Raw genomic sequence first — 17,012 nt, 5'->3', positions numbered from 1 at the left:
CACTGCTTGCGAGGTTGCTATTACTTGTTAACCTGCAACCAATCGACATTGACTCCAGCTTGGTCAAACATATCTTGGCTTATCTTAATTTTATCTCCCCAGCGTGACAGAAAATCTTCACTAGGTTGTGGGCTGTGTACCGCCGTTAGTCCTGTTTGGATTATCTTCGCCGCACAATTGGGGCAGGGGAAATGGGTGACCCAAATTTCACAGCCACTCAGGTCTCGCTTAGCATATAAAATGGCATTCTCTTCAGCATGTAGGGTTTTGAGCAGCTTCATTTCACGGTTGTCAGTCTCAGCACTATCAGATATGCCGTGAGGGTAACCGTTAAAACCGAGTGCAACAATGCGGTTATCTTCGGTGATCACCGCGCCAACTTGTGTGGAGGGGTCCTTGCTCCAAGATGCAACGAGCTCGGCCATCTGTAAAAAACGTGTCGCCCATTTAGTCATCATTTGTTTGAAACTCCTAAATTTATGCTTTTCAAATCAATTAACTTACCTAAGCGCTATTTTGAGCTGTTTACTATCGGGGAGTAAAGCTTAATTTGTTAAAAACAGCGTTTAGTGAAAATGTGTTTACGCTATTACAAAGGCTTAAGGTGTGTAGTGAGTGAAGTGTGGTTTGTTTTAGAGCCGATGTAGAAGCTGATGTTGCTAGAACTTTGTAGGCTGGTAGGGCAGACAGTAAGAGGTGTCTATCCCCCTTACTGTATACTGTGCCAATTACCTGGTCATGCTACGTCTTCTAAATAGGGCTAATGTCACTAACGCTATAACCCAGAAGTTCATACTGCCCCCTCCAGAGCCACCTGAATCGGCATTGTCATTATTATCACTATTACCACTACCGCCATTTGAACTGCTGTTACTTGAACGTGATGGGTCGAGTGGGTAGGCGTCAATGGTATCGCTAACACCATCGTTATCATCATCGGTATCAGTGTTGTTGCCAATGCCATCGTTGTCAGTGTCTACAGATTCAGTCGAATCAAGTGGGAAGGCATCTAGACTATCTGCTACGCCGTCGTTGTCATCATCGGTATCGGCATTGTTGCCTATACCATCGCTGTCAGAATCTAGCCATTCTGAAGCGTCGAGTGGGAAAGCATCGGCAGTATCAGCTGCACCATCGTTATCATCATCTGTGTCAGCATTGTTGCCTATACCGTCATTGTCAGTATCAACCGACTCGGTTGGATCTTGCGGCAACGCATCTTCTGAATCAACAACGCCATCATTGTCGTCATCATTGTCGGCATTATTACCGATACCATCGTTGTCGGTATCTAGCCATTCTGAAGCGTCGAGTGGGAAAATATCGGCAGTGTCAGCCACGCCATCGTTATCATCATCGGTGTCGGCATTGTTGCTTATGCCATCACTGTCGGTATCGACCCATTCGCTAGCGTCAACCGGGAAAGCATCCTCGTGATCAGCGACACCGTCGTTATCATCATCGTTATCAGCATTGTTACCTATGCCGTCATTATCTGTGTCGACCGATTCTTGATTATCATAAGGAAATGCATCTTCATCGTCGTTAACACCATCATTATCGGAATCATTGTCAAATTGATTCCAGAGACCATCGCAATCGATGTCGTAATGACAGTCATTTGATGCAAAAAAAGCAGGTGATGCAATATAGGTCAATTTGTTGCCAGTTACATCACTGCTTTCAATTTTTAAGTCATAACTGGCTTCTGGCAGCGAATTCAGTTGCCCCGAGGCGTGATTGGTATTGGATTCAGCAAGCAGTAACCAATCTGATTCTGAACTTGGTTTATAGAATATTGCGGTACTGAAGATATTGTCATCATTTACTGTTAGATGAACCTCACCGCTTCCTTTTGCCAAGTGAGTATGCTCCCCACCGAGGGTCTTGATACTTAGCTCTTCAATTACTGGTGGTGAAAAATCAGTCGCAGTTAAGTCATAGTCTAATGTGGCTGTAAGTAAGACAGGTGTGCCTTCAATTCTATATTGATCGAACTCAAAGTGGCCATTAGTTGACTCACTGTCTAGCCAGATACTACCTAGGGCCTCAGGACTATATTGGTAGGTAAATTGGCTATTTCCTATTTCCCAACTAGTTTGGTGATGGGGACTATCAATAGTAAACTGAACCTGCCCATGATAATGGGTTAATAAATTATCAGAAAACAAGGCGGTGCTATTAGCTTCATCAAAACTGAGGAAATACTGATTATTTTTATTAATGAGCTTTGCTTTAAAGGCTGGTAATGTGTGCGCCACTTTAACGTTGAACTGGTAATTTTCAAATTCAATCTCCTTTAAAGTCTCTTTAGTACTGACTGTATTTGTTAGCGTTAACTTATTTGGTGAATTAATTTGATATTGGGCGGTTCGGTAACCATAGTCTTCTTCATTAGAGTTTGGGCTGTAACTGGAATAATCTTGCGAGCTACTTACATAACTAAACCCCTTATCAGGCCGCGGCGATACAGTTAATTGGCGCGTTTGAATTGGCGTGTTGATATCTAAATAGGTTCCCCCTGTCGGAAAAATACCTATTGACGGGTCTAGGTACGAAAAATAATGATTAAGTGATAGTTTTCCAGAAGGTTGAATTTCATTGTCAGCATAGGCAAAATTAAGTTTGTGAATATCATTTTCTGCTATTGAAAACAGCGCTTTGCCATCGCTTTGAATGCTTGCAGAATCTAATCGTTGAGGCAACGCCATATCTTTAACGCCAATGTGGTCAAAGCTTCGGTTGACGACGCTATCATAATACATCTCGTCGGATGGAGGTATAATATAAAGTTGTGGAAGCGCCTCTGCAAATGGCCTAACGGTTTGCGTTGAAAAATGTGTTCTTTTGTAGCTAGGTAAAACCAACATCGTTGAGGCTTCGTAGGGGGAAGGTAAGCGGCCTTGCTGATCGATATGGATGTCATCAACAACGATATCGTACTCTACAGGATGCCATTTCAGTGACTTTGAAAACGTCGCTGTAGAATCCGTTTCTATTTCTAACAATGCACCAAGATAATGCAATCCAGTATAATTATTCCATGTGTACATAATAACAGCGTACTCACTTGGATCAGCAGGAAAAATGTGTTGACTGCTCTCATATGCGCCTAAGTAGCTACCGATGACCCCATGCTCTTTATCTACCAACTCAAAGTATACAATATTATTTTGGAAATCTGGCCATTGCACTGTGATTGTATGAGGGTGCATAAGGGCAATCGGAATAGCGCTTGTTTGGTTATCGGTGATGATATCTAGCCATGCAATGTAAGCTGGATTGTCCAAAGTCTTTTTAGGCAAATTAGCAGGCACATCGATAGCTATATTAATATTGGCTTGTTCGAGTTGTTCTAATGTCAGTGACTGGCTAGAAAGTACATAATCGATGGGGTTGTCATCATCTTTACGTATGCTTAAAGAAACAGTTTTTTGAGCACTACCAAGATTTTTAAGTTCAATGTTGTGAGAGCTTGTACTACTCGAGCGTTGATGTTGCCAACCGAGATTAATAATGGCAGTGTCACTTACGACTGCTGATTGTGCAGCATTCAATACATCAACGATACCAGTTCCTTGTTGATTAAAGGGTTTATTTAAGTCGATAGTATTTGCCATGAGCAAACTTTTTAATTCAGCTCCCGTAAGCTGGTTGTTGTTTGATAATAGTAGCGCTGCTGCACCGGCTACCATAGGTACCGCCATACTGGTGCCACTGAGGTGTTGATAATCTCCATTTAGTGTCGTGGAATTAATATTGCTTCCTGGTGCGGCAATTTCGGGTTTCGCGTGGCCATTCGCTTTGGCGTACCCTATTGAACTGAAGTCGGCAATATCGTCTAAACCTGATGATGCTGCCACGGTAAGCCCTTTTTCAGCATTGCCGGGTGAGCGTATTTGAAAATTGCCAGATTCCTCGTTATTGCCTGCAGCTATAACCACTAAAATGCCCGAATCTGAGGCAATATTGATGGCATTTTCCAGTGGCTCTGTAGGTTTATGATTACTACTTAAACTGAGATTGATGATGTCCGCACCATCATTAGTTGATGGATCTCCGTCAGGATCACTGGCAGCTTCGATTGCTTGGATGACTTTATAATCAGGGCAATCCCCCCATTCATTACATGCTTTGTATGCCAGCAGTTTGGCGTCTGGAGCTACACCTTTTAGATTACCGTTTGCGGCGACAATTCCCGCAACATGAGTACCATGACTTTCATCATCCATCGGGTCATTATCATCATTGATGAAATCATAGCCACCCATCACTTTACAAGCCGAACCTAAGCAGCCTCCAAGGTCTGGGTGGGTGTAGTCGATACCTGTGTCAATTACAGCGACAAGTGTACCTTCTCCGGTTATCGTGTTTTCACCATGAAGATTCCAAACTTGGTCTGCTTTAATTTGTTGAATGCTATCAGAGACTTGAATTTTCAGATCATAGCTGGGATGTACACGTAGGACAGCGGGGTCGTTCAATACCTTGTCCAAGTCTTGTTCATAAAACTCGGCCACAATGAGATTCTGGGTTCTGCTCAGTTGTGCCTTTAACGTAAAGTTCGGTACTTTAGCGGTTAAACCACTGACAAGGCTTTGCTGCTGTCGGGCTCGAACATCTACTAGTTGTTGATTTGAAGTGGTTAACTTATAAGAGCTAGAAAAATCATCGTCTATTAACTCAATAAAGTAGCGCTGTATTTGCTGCTGTTGTGGAGAGGAAATACTAGTACTAAGCTTTTGGCTTATTGCCGTATTGCTTACAGTCGGCGTTTGCGGTGCTGAAGTTGACGTTGGTTTTATTACGGCTTGACAAGTAAAAGTTAATAAGCCAATTGTCAGTATAGCTAATTTCATACCCATCCCTAGTTATTTTAGGTTTCTCTAAAATTTGTGTTTAATAGCAATTGTTTACGATATCCTATCGGCGTTGAGGATACCCAAAGGTAATTGTTAAATCAATTAACAATTATTGCTTTGCGTATGCTCTGGTTTTGTCGGAGAATTAAACATTGGAGGGATATGCTATACAGGTGCTAATCACTAGTGTTTATATCTTATTCTGGCTGCTTGATAGCTAAATGACACCGATTTAGTCATTTGGCTGGTTTTTGCTATAGCAGTTTGGATGTCGATTGCTTAGAAGACTAATTTTATTGGCTCAAGGTAGCTGCGGTTATACTCAAGCTTTATTGTAAACAGCGTACCACTTCTGGTTGGGTGTGATCGAGATCACTATTGTGCTTTGGTCTACTTTGATTACTATTCCATTTGAGGTAGTTGTAATGGGTTAGATTCATAATAATAAAGTAGGAAGCAATATGTTGAGAACCACGTTAGCTATAGGGATTTGTGTCGCCCTATCAGGTTGTGCTGGCGGTGCGATGACAAGCACGCAAAATGATAATTCAGCGGTACAAACACAAGCTGTTACGGCAAATCCATTGATGACAGCGAGCACGCTGCAATATCAAACTCCTGATTTTACAAAAATTGAGTTTGCCCATTTCCGCCCCGCAATCATGGCGGGCATTGCGGAACAAAAACAACAAATAACAGCCATTGCAAATAACCGTGCAGCGCCAAGCTTTGACAATACTATTGTCGCGATGGAAAAAAGTGGCGCATTATTAAAGCGTGCTTCGGGCGTGTTTTACAATCTTGCCGGTACAGACTCTAACGAGCAGATGCGAGCGTTACAAACTGAGTTGGCGCCAATGCTGTCCAGTCATCGGGACGATATCTATCTCAATGCGCAATTATTTTCCAAGGTAAAAACCCTTGTTAACCAACAGGCATCGCTTAATTTAGACGGTGAATCTGCACGTTTACTGCAAATTACCTATGAGCGCTTTATTAGTGCCGGTGCAGCCTTAGACGATGAAGGCAAAGCCAAAGTGCGCGAACTGAATAAAGACTTAGCTAGCCTGCAGAATGAGTTTGGTCAAAAGCAATTGGCAATTTTATCTGAGCAGTTTGTGTATTTTGATAACAAAGCCGCACTAGCCGGACTATCAGACGGCGCACTTTCCAATGCAGCCGCTTTAGCCGCTAAACAGGGGAAAGAGGGCCAGTATGCGCTGAAACTTTCCAATACCACGCGTCAGTCTGTACTCGCTTCTTTAGATAACCGCGATAGCCGTGAAAAGGTGTTTAAAGCGTCGTTTAACCGTGCTAACCAAGGTGATAACGATACCCGTCAAATTGTCGCTAAGCTCGCCAAAAAACGCGCTCAAAAAGCCCACGTGCTTGGGTTTGAAAATTGGGCTGAATATCGATTACAAAACACCTTAGCGCAAACTCCTGATGCGGTGATTGATATGTTCTCGGCGATGGTGCCAAACGTGGTAGCTAACACTGAAAAAGAAGCCGCGGCCATTAAGCAAATGATCGAGCGCCAAGGCGGTGATTTTGACGTTAAACCCTGGGATTGGGCGTATTACGCCGAAAAGGTGCGTCAAGATAAATACGCGATCGATTCAGCCCAATTACAGCAGTATTTCCAGTTTGATAATGTGCTAGAAAAAGGCGTGTTTTATACCATGAACCAGCTATTTGGTATTACATTCAAGCCTCGCCCTGATTTGCCAGTATATCACCCTGATGTGAAAGCCTATGAGATTTTCGATGATAATGGCGATTCGTTAGCTATTTTCTTTGCTGATTATTTTGCAAGAGAAGGCAAGCGTGGCGGAGCTTGGATGAGTTCGTTTGTTGGCCAAAGTCGCTTGCTTGAGCAAAAACCTGTAGTCGTGAATGTGATGAACATTCCTAAAGCGGCGCAAGGGCAACCACAACTGGTGAGCTTTGATAATGTCAGCACTATGTTCCATGAAATGGGCCACGGTTTGCACGGTGCATTGTCTAACGTTAACTATCCTTCGCTAGCGGGGACCGCCGTATCGCGCGACATGGTGGAGTTTCCATCTACGTTCCAAGAAGACTGGTCGATTGATCCCCAAGTGCTAAGCAATTACGCCAAGCACCATCAGACAGGTGAGGCGATTCCAAAGCCTTTGTTGGACAAAGCGATCGCCGCAGCGCAGTTTAACCAAGGCTTTGATACGTTAGAGTATATGGCGGCATCACTGTTAGATCAGCAATGGCATAGCATTAGCCATGAGTTGCCGCTGCAAGATGTTGAAGCTTTTGAAGCACAAGCGTTGGCCAATACTGGGGTGGATATTGACTTAGTACCGCCACGTTATCGCTCAACCTTCTTCTCACACACATTTGCTGGTGGCTATTCTGCAAGCTATTACGCTTACATGTGGAGTGAAATTATGGCGGCAGATGCATTTGAGTATGTGCAGCAAAATGGTGGATTGAACCGTGAAAACGGTGACAAGTTCCGTCGCACCATATTAGAGGTGGGTAACAGCGTTGATGGTATGGAGGCCTACCAAAACTTTAAAGGTAGTGCGCCAACCACTGAAGCATTACTTAAGCGTCGCGGTATCAACTAGCGCTTTAAGATATCTGTGATTAAAGCTTTAGGTGGCAATCCGAGTTCATTTTAACAATGAACTCGGATTTTTGTTTCTAGGCCCAGATATAGAGTCTTGAGCAAAGGTCAGTGATTGCCTACAATAGCCGTCGATTCTTTTTACTATTTGAGCATGATCATGAACGACACCAGTGCACAACCGGCTTTACCCGATCGTCTTTCTGTTAATCCACGAAGCAAATTCCACGTTGCGGCTATTTTTGAGCACGATATTGGTATTACCGTGAACGGTAAAGAACGTTTTGACGTTGAAGAGTATTGCATTAGTGAAGGTTGGGTAAAAGTCCCAGCTGGCAAAGCGTTGGACCGTCGTGGTCAACCTTTGCTGATGACTATCAAAGGTACTGTGGAAGCTTTTTACAAGTAAAAGGCGATAGCTAACAGTTGCTTTGTTGTTTAGACGCTTAGACACACCACCGAGAATGACCGACAAAAACGCCGCTAATCAAAGCGGCGTTTTTTATTGGACGAATGACGGCTGGCTTATTTGTGCATTTGCTTAATTAAGGCTGCACGTTCGTCGTAGTCTTGGTGGCAGCTACCACAGCTATCCTTGGCCACATTCCATGGCTGCACGTACTTACCATCTTTAGAGAAGTTCTCTGGGCTGTCTGAGGCAAATTCCAAGTTGATTCTAAAGAAGTGTTGGCTCTTGGGCATATGACAGCTGGTACATTTAGCTTCGTACTGATGGACCTCTAGCCCTTGGCTAAACTCTTTCTCGCCATGGCAATCAAGGCAGGTTTTAATCAACGCATCTTCATGACCTGGCTGATCTTCATTCGCTTTGGATCTGTGCGGGTTATGACAGGTATGGCAGGCCATTGCATGTTTTTTACCGGTTCTCTCACCCGTGTTGGCATCGAGCCCTAACATGGCATCGCCAGCAACACGGCCACCATCAAAGTAAGGGATGGTGCGGCCGCCGATGCTGTCGCCACCAAAATCTTGGTTGTGCTCGCTGACAAAGTCGGGGTAGTGACGATTAGTTTTCTTACTGTGGCATTCTGAGCATGAAATTGCCAAACCAAAGCCCATGTCGTCTTTGACTAAATCAGCAGTCAGTCTGCCCGTTGCAACCCGAGAGATATCGTCAGCCGATTGAGTTTGAATATGTTTACTACCCGCACCATGACAAGCTTCACATTGAATGCCTGGTTGATTGTAGGTACCACCAAAGCCTTTTAGATCATCTTGTCGGTGAGGGTTAAGATCTGAATCTGGGGTAAAATCTTTCCACCCAGTCGAGTGACAAATACCACAGTCAAACTCTTGAGAGTCCGGTGCTGCGTCCGGAAGATAGCCTTGCATATGGTTAATAGAGATGTCTTCACCATTTTGCGGCATTGACACGGCAATACCGGTGCCGGTGTAGATATAACCATCTTTATCTAAGAAGTTAGCCCAAGTGTCGTAGCCGCCGATAACATAGCTAATATCACTCCAGTCGGTGGGGATGCCACTGCTGTTATTGGCGCCATACATTAACTCAACGGCACCTTCAAGCGAGCTAAATGGATACTCAGGTGCTTTGCCGTCAACCACTTTGTTCAGCTTAAAGTTATGCCCAGTTTCAAAGAAGGTCTGTTTGTCGCTATGGCACGATACACAGCTTTGCGAACCCACATATTCAGCCACACCTTCATCAGGGGCATTAATAGTGACGGTAACGGTAGTAGAATCGCTCGCCCCTTGAGGGTCTGTGATGGTGTAGTTAATGATTGTGGTGCCGGCAGCGTCAGCGGTGTAAAGCAAAAGATCGCCTTGTTGGTCTATCTCGCCAGTGCCTTCGGTAATGCTGTATTCACTGATGCTGATTGGCAGGCCTTGGGGGTGATAGTCATTGGCAAGTACATCTATACGTACCTCAGTTCCGACCCATGCGGTTGCTGTATCGGCAACGGCCACAGGCGCTTTGTTGTCATTGTCTGATGAGTCATCACTGCCACATGCTGTCACAGTGAGTCCTATCAGCATGGCTAATGATGCTGTTTTATATAATCCCATTTCATCACTCTCTTTGTTAAATATGCCGTTCTTTGACGGCATTGATTAAGCCAGTTGGTGTCCATTTAGCGGTGACCAACTGTCGGGTCTACGTTGCTGCAAAATTAGGCCAGCGAGGGCCTAATGCGTTATCTGTTTTAAGCAGCAATGTGTATCGCTAGACCCAGAGAGTGCATAGCATTCCATGGTTTGTTTGCTGGTATGGAGGCGATTGACCAGCATCATTACCGTCTGCAATTACCGACCTTGTCCAATGACAATCGGTGCTGCTTAATGGGCCCAGTTGTGACCCGGCACTCACTTTTGCCGATCCACTGGCGCAGTTCTCGGCATGTTATTGTTCGGTTTACTCGTGCTATTAACCATTAGAAAATTGTGGTTAATGGCGGTTAATTTTGTTTGCCGTAGAAGATGTTTAATACATTTCAATCGGCCAAATATTGAATAAATATAAAATGTTATACGCAATATTTGCGGCGGTTTTACCACCTGCTAGCGCTACTCAATCGTCGTCATTTTCGATTGCCGTGTTGGCGTAGCGAATAAATTCTTAATTAGTATCTTTCTGGAAAGCTTCTTTCTGGAAAGATACTAGATGGCATTCATCTTTCTAGCAAGATATAATCTGGAGCAGAGATTAAAAGTGAGAGGTAGAGCAAGTGGAAAAGTGCATGGAAGACATTTTGCAGTTAAATGAAGCGAATTGGCCCGAGTGTGCGCAAACTTCATACCCTGCTTTGTTGCGATTGACCCAAGTGAATAATATTTTTATTCAAATTATCAGAGAGTGTGTTGAATCATACGGTATTCAAAGCTCCGATTTTAATCTACTGTCCTGTTTACGTCGTAATCCAGCCCCGCACACACTGTCACCGACAGATCTGTATCAAAGCATGTTATTTAGTTCTGGGGGGCTAACTAAGGTGCTCACTAGGCTGCAAAAACAGGGCTATATTGATAGATTGGATAACCCTGAGGATAAGCGCAGTAAACTGGTGACCCTCACTGCGGCTGGTAAGTCTTTGGTGGAAACCATAATGCCGGTGCTGCATCAGCGTGAAAAGCAGATGGTTGAAGCACTGTCTGCTGCCGATTTGCAGCAACTCGATAGTATGATGCAGCGCATTATGAAAACCATGAACAGCGGTGAGCTAGTGTATCCACACCGCGTGCAGTTTATGGGAGCGAGCCGCAGTTAGCGAATCTATCATTCAATTTAAGCCGCCTGTTGAGGCGGCTTTTTTGTTTGCATATTGATACTGAGTGTTTGGCTTAATTGCTTATGGTTAGCGGGTGCTCGGTACCACTAAAATATTGCTGCGCATACGACTGAGAATCGCCTCTGAAGTGTTGCCAATAATATGGCCAAAAATGCCTTGTTTTTTATGAATCCCCATCACTAAGTATTGGGCTTTCAAACGGCAGCTGAGTTCAAACAAACACATATCCGCGTTGCCAGCCAAAATATGCACTTGGTCGCGCGCTAGGCCCGTTTCTGCAATTGCCTGTTGGTATTTTTCGTATGCGTCTTTTATCAAGGTGCGGGTATTGACGATGTCCATATCGCGCAAAATTTTAGGCACTCGTACTACAAAGCCTAAATGAAGTTGGCAACCACTGGCTGCTTCGAGGCGTTTAGCCTGTGCGATGATGGCTTGGTTAAGTCGTTGTTTATCAGGCTTATTGGTGCCTAAGTCTACCGCCATCAATATTGATTCTGGCTTATTCAGTGGCTTGTTACTCATTAGCATTAGCGGGACTTGAGTATTGCGGATTAGTTGCCAGTCAGCCGGTAAGAATTGTTCTGACTCGTGAATGGATTTGAGCATCATGGCATAGTTCTCAGGCCTAACATGTTGGCAGGCATGTTCTGCAAGGTGTTTACACCAATTTTGAGTGATGGGGGTTTGGCAGGCATCAAGCCGATGTAGCAGATCATCTATGGCGGCTTTGTCGGCAGCCATAACCTGAGCCTGCGCCGAGTCTGCAACATCGTGATCATAGGCATCACCACTTAAAGACTCATAGCTATAGGCACCAATTTCAGGACGTAAATTTAGCTGTTGAGCTAATGCAATTCCTGAACTAACAGCATCGGTTTGCTGCTGGTCTTTTTGTGCAATGATATAGAGCTTATCCATGCATACCTCCTTCTTTTGCCTCAGTTTAAACATAACTAAATTCGCCAAGATACAGCTTGATCTTTATCACTAAATCGCACGATAATTAGGCAATACCCCTGTGCGGGCGAGGCAAAAATGGCTGTAGAACAGTTTATAATCTCGTTGTGCTTAATCCTGCTCCTCGGCAAATTACTTGCCAGCTTATTTGAAAAGTTAGGCCTACCCGCCGTCGTTGGTGAAATCACAGCTGGCTTGTTGCTGGGTCCAACTGTACTCAATTGGATATCCCCAGACCCAACCTTAGCGGTATTGGCTGAGCTTGGTGTCATCTTGTTGTTGTTCGCCATTGGCTGCGAAACATCGATTAAGCATTTAGCCCTAGCAGGAAGGCCTGCGGTCGCAATTGCCTGTGTTGGAATTGTGGCGCCTTTTATTGTGGTCGCACTCAGCAGTGTGTTGTGGTTAACCGACTCAGTTTTCACTGCTATCTATTTGGGCTGCGCCTTAACTGCCACAAGTATCGGCATTTCTTTGCGTGTACTGGCCAGTGCCGGACAGTCACAAACCCCAGTGGGACACACCATTTTGGGCGCGGCAGTCATTGATGATGTCGCGGGGGTGATCTTACTCAGCTTGCTATTTAACTTTGCCAGCCAAGGTCAATTTGATGCGATTAGCGCATTGTGGCTAATGGCTAAGTTGTTGCTATTTTTAGCCATCGCGCCGCCTTTAGCTAGAGGGCTACTTTATTTAGCCAGAGGGCTGAAGCCACTGGCTGACAAAGCGGGCTATGAGGTGATCATTACCTTATCGCTCATCTGTCTATTTGCTTGGCTTGCACATCTGTTTGGCGCGCCAGCATTGTTGGGCGGGTTTGCTGTTGGCCTTGCCTTGAGCCGTCAATTTGTGTCGCCAGTGAACCGCTATTTAGTCAATCCGTTTAAGTTTACCCATAGCATGGAGCGTTCCAGCCAATCGCTGGTGCAGGTGTTTGGTCCGATATTTTTTGTTTATGTTGGTATCCGTCTCGATTTGAGTCAATTGGATCTCAGTGCGGCAGGGGTACTTTTACTCTTGTGGCTTTCGGTGTTGGCAATAGCAAGCAAACTGGTCAGTGGCTGGTTTGCGGGTAAAGCATGGCAAGCGAAAGCGGTTGCGGGTAGTGCGATGGTACCGCGTGGTGAAGTTGGCTTAGTGTTCGCCGAATTGGGATTACAAACTGGCATTATAGATACCAAGCTATTTACTGAATTGGTGGTGATTATTGCTATCACTACCTTAGTTGGGCCCATATTGCTTAAGTGGAGTTTAACCCAGCTACATCGTCACCCAATGCTCCCAGCAGGAGACAAAAAAAGTTAACGGGGTGGGGGTTGCATGGCCGAGACGAACCCTCGCATGGTAGGTAAGTATCATTGAGCTTGAGCAGTCAGCCCAGCTGATGCTGGGCTGATAGGTAGCTTGAGCTGATAGCAGTGTCAGTGCAAAGTTACTCGAAACATACCTGAGTATATTGACCAAATTTAGGGTTATCGCCCGACACATAGGCACAACCGGCTTTAGTATCAAATACCATGGACTCAACCGTAACGAAGTCAGAATCATACTTAGTAATGTTGATTGGCTTTTGCTCCAAGATATACTGCATGCCCGCTACGTCGCGCTCTTTGGCGAAGTTAATAAAGTTATTGGCGCTATCTTCACGCGCAAAGGTATCGGCAAATACTTGGTTTGCTTCAAGCAGAGTCTTGTCCGCTAAAAAGGCTGTACGCATTTCACGGGTGTGGTTTGCACGACCAATACCGGATTCTCCTCTGATGAGCTTTGTACCTTGTGTGGTCATCTCTATTGCACCGTGATCACCACTGTCATCGGCGACGGTAAAGTTAATCGCAACTGGGGTGGTATAGCCTTTCAGCTTGCTGTAAGCCTCCTCAACGCTTTTTGAGCTGGTGATAGCAGCAAATACCGCATCGGGTGTGACAACATTAGGTGTATCGGCAGTGGCTGATGGCGCACTCGGCTCGCCCATGAAGTTTAATACTGCGCCGACATGCTTACCCATGCCTTGAAAGTGGCCGCCGTCTGTAGCAATAAAAATCCTATCATCAGTTTTTATGACTGTGGTTTCTGCAGCCATGAGGTTATCAATGTTCATATCGTTGTTCTGGCCAACGATTCCAGAGTCGGCAAAAGCCAGAGTGGTGCAACCATTCATGGACTCTGCCGCCGACTGCAGCAATGCCAAATCATCATCCGCGGCGATAAAAGGCTTGTTGATGTTCCAGTCAGCCTGGGCAATTGCTGCGTAAAGCTCGTGAACAGGAACACCCTTTATTTGTGCTTGTTGCTCCATTAATTCTGCATACTTTGGTGCGATTGCACGGTTGTTATTAACCGCATTTTGAGCAATCTCAATCACGATGGGTTCAGGGGTTAAGCGGTGTAATGTTGCTAAGTAGCCAGCCAGCTGTGGCTGTTTGTCGCCTGAGTAGTCGACAACGTTGGCGCCTAGTTGGTGGGCTGCACGTTGAGGGTTGTAGTAGTCCAGTTTATCGCCTGGTACAGATTGCGCCATAGCAGCTGAAGAAAGTAGTGCCATTGTGGTGAGAGCTAGGATAGTTTTTTTCATGGTGTGACCTCAAATCAATTGGTAGTTGTTGTGTTCGAGTTCATTATCTATAATTTTTTAGATATCATTTAATAGGTTTGCTATGGTTTTTTCATAGGGTTGCCTGAAGGAGATGAACTAAAATGATCAAGCCTGACTTACTGCAATGTTTTATTGCCGCGGCAGATACCGGATCGTTTACGGCCGCGGGTAAACGAGTAGGCAAGCATCTCGCGACCGTTAGCGGTAACATCGCCCGTCTAGAGGATGAATTGGGGGTGTTGTTGTTCGACCGAGATGGTAAATACCCGCAGTTGACAGAGGCGGGTTTAAATTTATATGACGGCGCGAAAGTGGTGGTCGATAGCGTTGAGCGCTTTAGCCGAAACGCCAGTCAGTTGTCGCTGGGTTTGCCTGCAAGTTTCACGATTGTCATCGATGAGAATATGGCGTTTGAGCCCATTGCCAAATTAGTAAGTAAAGCGCAGCAGCAATGGCCTTATATCCGTTTTTCTGTTTTCAGTAAGGGGGTGGATGATATTTTTGCAGCGGTGAGGCAAGGCAAAGTGGATCTTGCTCTGACACCGACAGTTGAGGGCAACAGTCAGTTTTATGAGTTCCAAGCTATCGGTCATTTGAACATACTGCTGGTGTGCGCAAAAAGCCACCCTTTAGCACGTAAGCGCCAGGTAAGTAATGATGAACTTATGGCGCATACTCAGATCCTTAGTCAATCATTGACGGACCAACAAGCCTTATATCAAGTGATCAAAATGTCACCTACAGTCTGTTTTGCCAATGGTTATAGCAATATGATGCAGCTTGTTGAATCTGGTGTGGGTTGGGCCATGTTGGGGTCTGTAGGTGGGCAGATGCCTTCGACGATAACCGTATTGCAGCCGGAGTTTCTCAAGACCAAAATGCAGCTACAATATGACTTGATATGGCCGAAAACCCAGCCTGAAAATGAGGTGCACCGATTTTTCCAGCAGGGTATTGAACAGTGGTTCTAAGCTGACAATGGCACAATCGCTAAACACGCTTTCCCCTAGTTGGTTGCTGGCGGTTAACTATTTGTTTATTATTTGTAATCTAGGCGGTTGTCTGATTCTTTGGGGATACAATGAATAAACTTTTTCAGTTGCTCACGAGCTGCGCAGCCCTGCTATTAACTGCTTGCAGTACTAGCGTTCCCATTGACCAAAGAGATGCAGTCACTCGCTCAATCGATCAGCAATCCCAGCAGCTAATTGATAATCTCGGTCGCACTTATCCCAATCTTAGCGAAAAAGTGACTCATTCCTACGGATATGCAACCGTTTTCATGTCTCGGCTAAAGGTGCCTTTAATTGGCGGCGGAAGCGGGATAGGCGCCATATACAATAATCAGGATGGTTCGGTTATTTACATTGATGTAAATCGATATGATTTAGGCGCAGGCCTAGCGTATGGCAACTATCAAACAGTAACGATATTTGAGTCAAAAGCGAGCTTAGAGCAGTTTGCTAATGGTGGTTACCGTGGTGCTTTCGCCAAAGAATCTAATTGGAGCGATGGTAGCAGTGATGTATTGAATCACTATTTTATCGGTGAAAACAGCGATTACCCTACCTATGTGTATTATGAGTCCGATACTAACCTTGTTGGTAGCCTGCAATTACAAACCATATCAGTAAATCATTCATTGACCGACACTGGCCTTGGCGATGCACGGGTTGCCAATAAAGAGCAAGAAATTGAAAGAACTGCGCCAGCGAAATGGAATCGAGCGTTGCCATTTTTCGCCCAAGATGTGATTGATAAAGGATATACCTTGCCCAAACCATATGGGGTGAGCTTGATATATGCTGAGACTAAGCAAGCTATGACCATAGATGAGCTGGAAGCTGGTTTTAGTTTTTGGGATAAAGGCCGCGTGCCGATGAAGTTTGTCACTTTCGATAATAATTACTCGCACTCTGAGTCGCCGCAGTTAAAGCTTGATGCGTGGTTATTTCCCTTTATGAACGTGTTTGCCAGTATAGGTAAAGTCAATGGTATGGCGCATATTGAGTTTGAACTCGACGGCAACGACTTGATAGACCAAATCGGGCTAGACTGTTCAGGCTTTCCACCTAAGCCTGTCTGTCAAAAAGTCTACGATGCGCTCAAAGATAATTCACTCTATGTACCATTAGATGTTGATCTTGATGGATATAATTACACGGTAGGGACGATTTTAGCTGCCGGTTGGCGCGACTACTTTGTGACTGTTCCCATTTCATTTAGCTACATTGATATGAAAAATGCTAAGGCGGAAGAGCTGGTGGTGAATATCTCACCGCGGGTGGGTAAGCAGATAGCAACCTATTTAGATCAAAGTGTCGATGTTTATGTTGGTGCCAGTTATTTAGACAGTGATCTGACCATTATTGGCCAGCACGAAATTCCGCTGCCTGGTGATGGGGCCGCAGAGTACATTGATTACAAAATTCGCCAGGAAAATATCGATAAGTGGTCATTCATCGCTGGTGCCAACTATAATTTCAATCGCACTTGGTCATTGTCGATGGAGTATGGACAAAAAGGCAGTGACAAACACCAGTTTGTATCAGCGCTAAATTATCGTTTTTAGGGATGTTGTTTAGCCCCTTTGTGCTTGAAAAGTATTCACTCATGGTTATTTTTTAAGTAATAAATCATATTCAGCCCTTATGATGTTGTCAGCAGGTAAAAAAGTGTGTGCCACCGCAGCATTTTTGTCAGATTTTATCGTTATCATC

General features: G+C 44.8%; 11 protein-coding genes. 6 read left to right on the top strand and 5 right to left on the bottom strand.

What is annotated here, in order from left to right:
* Positions 1–20 precede the first annotated feature (20 nt).
* Together L865_RS0100545 and L865_RS24440 are read right to left on the bottom strand one after the other, a co-directional pair.
* Complete coding sequence (locus tag L865_RS0100545) at positions 21–458, bottom strand: dCMP deaminase family protein (protein WP_028771434.1); 438 nt, start codon at positions 456–458, stop codon at positions 21–23.
* A gap of 270 nt (positions 459–728) precedes the next feature.
* Entirely contained in the window at positions 729–4,859 is a 4,131-nt protein-coding gene (locus L865_RS24440; RefSeq protein ID WP_051484350.1) for a S8 family peptidase, read from the bottom strand.
* Positions 4,860–5,323: 464 nt separating this feature from the next.
* On the opposite strand from L865_RS24440, the gene L865_RS0100535 reads away from it, so the two are divergent.
* Positions 5,324–7,468: a M3 family metallopeptidase gene (locus L865_RS0100535; RefSeq protein ID WP_028771433.1), complete on the top strand. Its 2,145-nt coding sequence runs from the start codon at positions 5,324–5,326 to the stop codon at positions 7,466–7,468.
* A 159-nt stretch (positions 7,469–7,627) separates the two neighbouring features.
* Positions 7,628–7,876 carry a DUF3297 family protein gene (locus L865_RS0100530; RefSeq protein WP_028771432.1) on the top strand — a complete coding sequence of 83 codons (249 nt, stop codon included), beginning with the start codon at positions 7,628–7,630 and terminating at the stop codon, positions 7,874–7,876.
* Between the two features lie 116 nt (positions 7,877–7,992).
* Here L865_RS0100530 and L865_RS0100525 read toward each other — a convergent pair whose 3' ends face one another.
* Positions 7,993–9,516, bottom strand: a complete 1,524-nt coding sequence (locus L865_RS0100525; RefSeq protein WP_037470251.1) for an Ig-like domain-containing protein — start codon at positions 9,514–9,516, stop codon at positions 7,993–7,995.
* Between the two features lie 671 nt (positions 9,517–10,187).
* On the opposite strand from L865_RS0100525, the gene L865_RS22765 reads away from it, so the two are divergent.
* Complete coding sequence (locus L865_RS22765; protein ID WP_084632429.1) at positions 10,188–10,715, top strand: MarR family winged helix-turn-helix transcriptional regulator; 528 nt, start codon at positions 10,188–10,190, stop codon at positions 10,713–10,715.
* An 87-nt stretch (positions 10,716–10,802) separates the two neighbouring features.
* Here the strand turns inward: L865_RS22765 and L865_RS0100515 are convergent, their stop codons facing one another.
* Positions 10,803–11,657, bottom strand: coding sequence for a universal stress protein (locus L865_RS0100515; protein ID WP_028771430.1), 855 nt, complete (start codon positions 11,655–11,657; stop codon positions 10,803–10,805).
* A gap of 117 nt (positions 11,658–11,774) precedes the next feature.
* On the opposite strand from L865_RS0100515, the gene L865_RS0100510 reads away from it, so the two are divergent.
* Entirely contained in the window at positions 11,775–13,001 is a 1,227-nt protein-coding gene (locus tag L865_RS0100510; protein WP_028771429.1) for a cation:proton antiporter, read from the top strand.
* Between the two features lie 127 nt (positions 13,002–13,128).
* Here the strand turns inward: L865_RS0100510 and L865_RS0100505 are convergent, their stop codons facing one another.
* Positions 13,129–14,271, bottom strand: coding sequence for a carcinine hydrolase/isopenicillin-N N-acyltransferase family protein (locus L865_RS0100505; protein ID WP_028771428.1), 1,143 nt, complete (start codon positions 14,269–14,271; stop codon positions 13,129–13,131).
* Between the two features lie 122 nt (positions 14,272–14,393).
* On the opposite strand from L865_RS0100505, the gene L865_RS0100500 reads away from it, so the two are divergent.
* Positions 14,394–15,263 (top strand): LysR family transcriptional regulator, encoded by an 870-nt coding sequence (locus L865_RS0100500; protein WP_028771427.1) that lies wholly within the window; start codon positions 14,394–14,396, stop codon positions 15,261–15,263.
* Between the two features lie 110 nt (positions 15,264–15,373).
* Positions 15,374–16,864: a hypothetical protein gene (locus L865_RS0100495; RefSeq protein WP_028771426.1), complete on the top strand. Its 1,491-nt coding sequence runs from the start codon at positions 15,374–15,376 to the stop codon at positions 16,862–16,864.
* Positions 16,865–17,012 lie beyond the last annotated feature (148 nt).

The organism is Shewanella waksmanii ATCC BAA-643 (genome assembly GCF_000518805.1).
In the GTDB taxonomy this organism is placed as follows: Bacteria; Pseudomonadota; Gammaproteobacteria; order Enterobacterales; family Shewanellaceae; genus Shewanella; species Shewanella waksmanii.
This window is presented reverse-complemented; position numbering and strand designations above follow the sequence as displayed.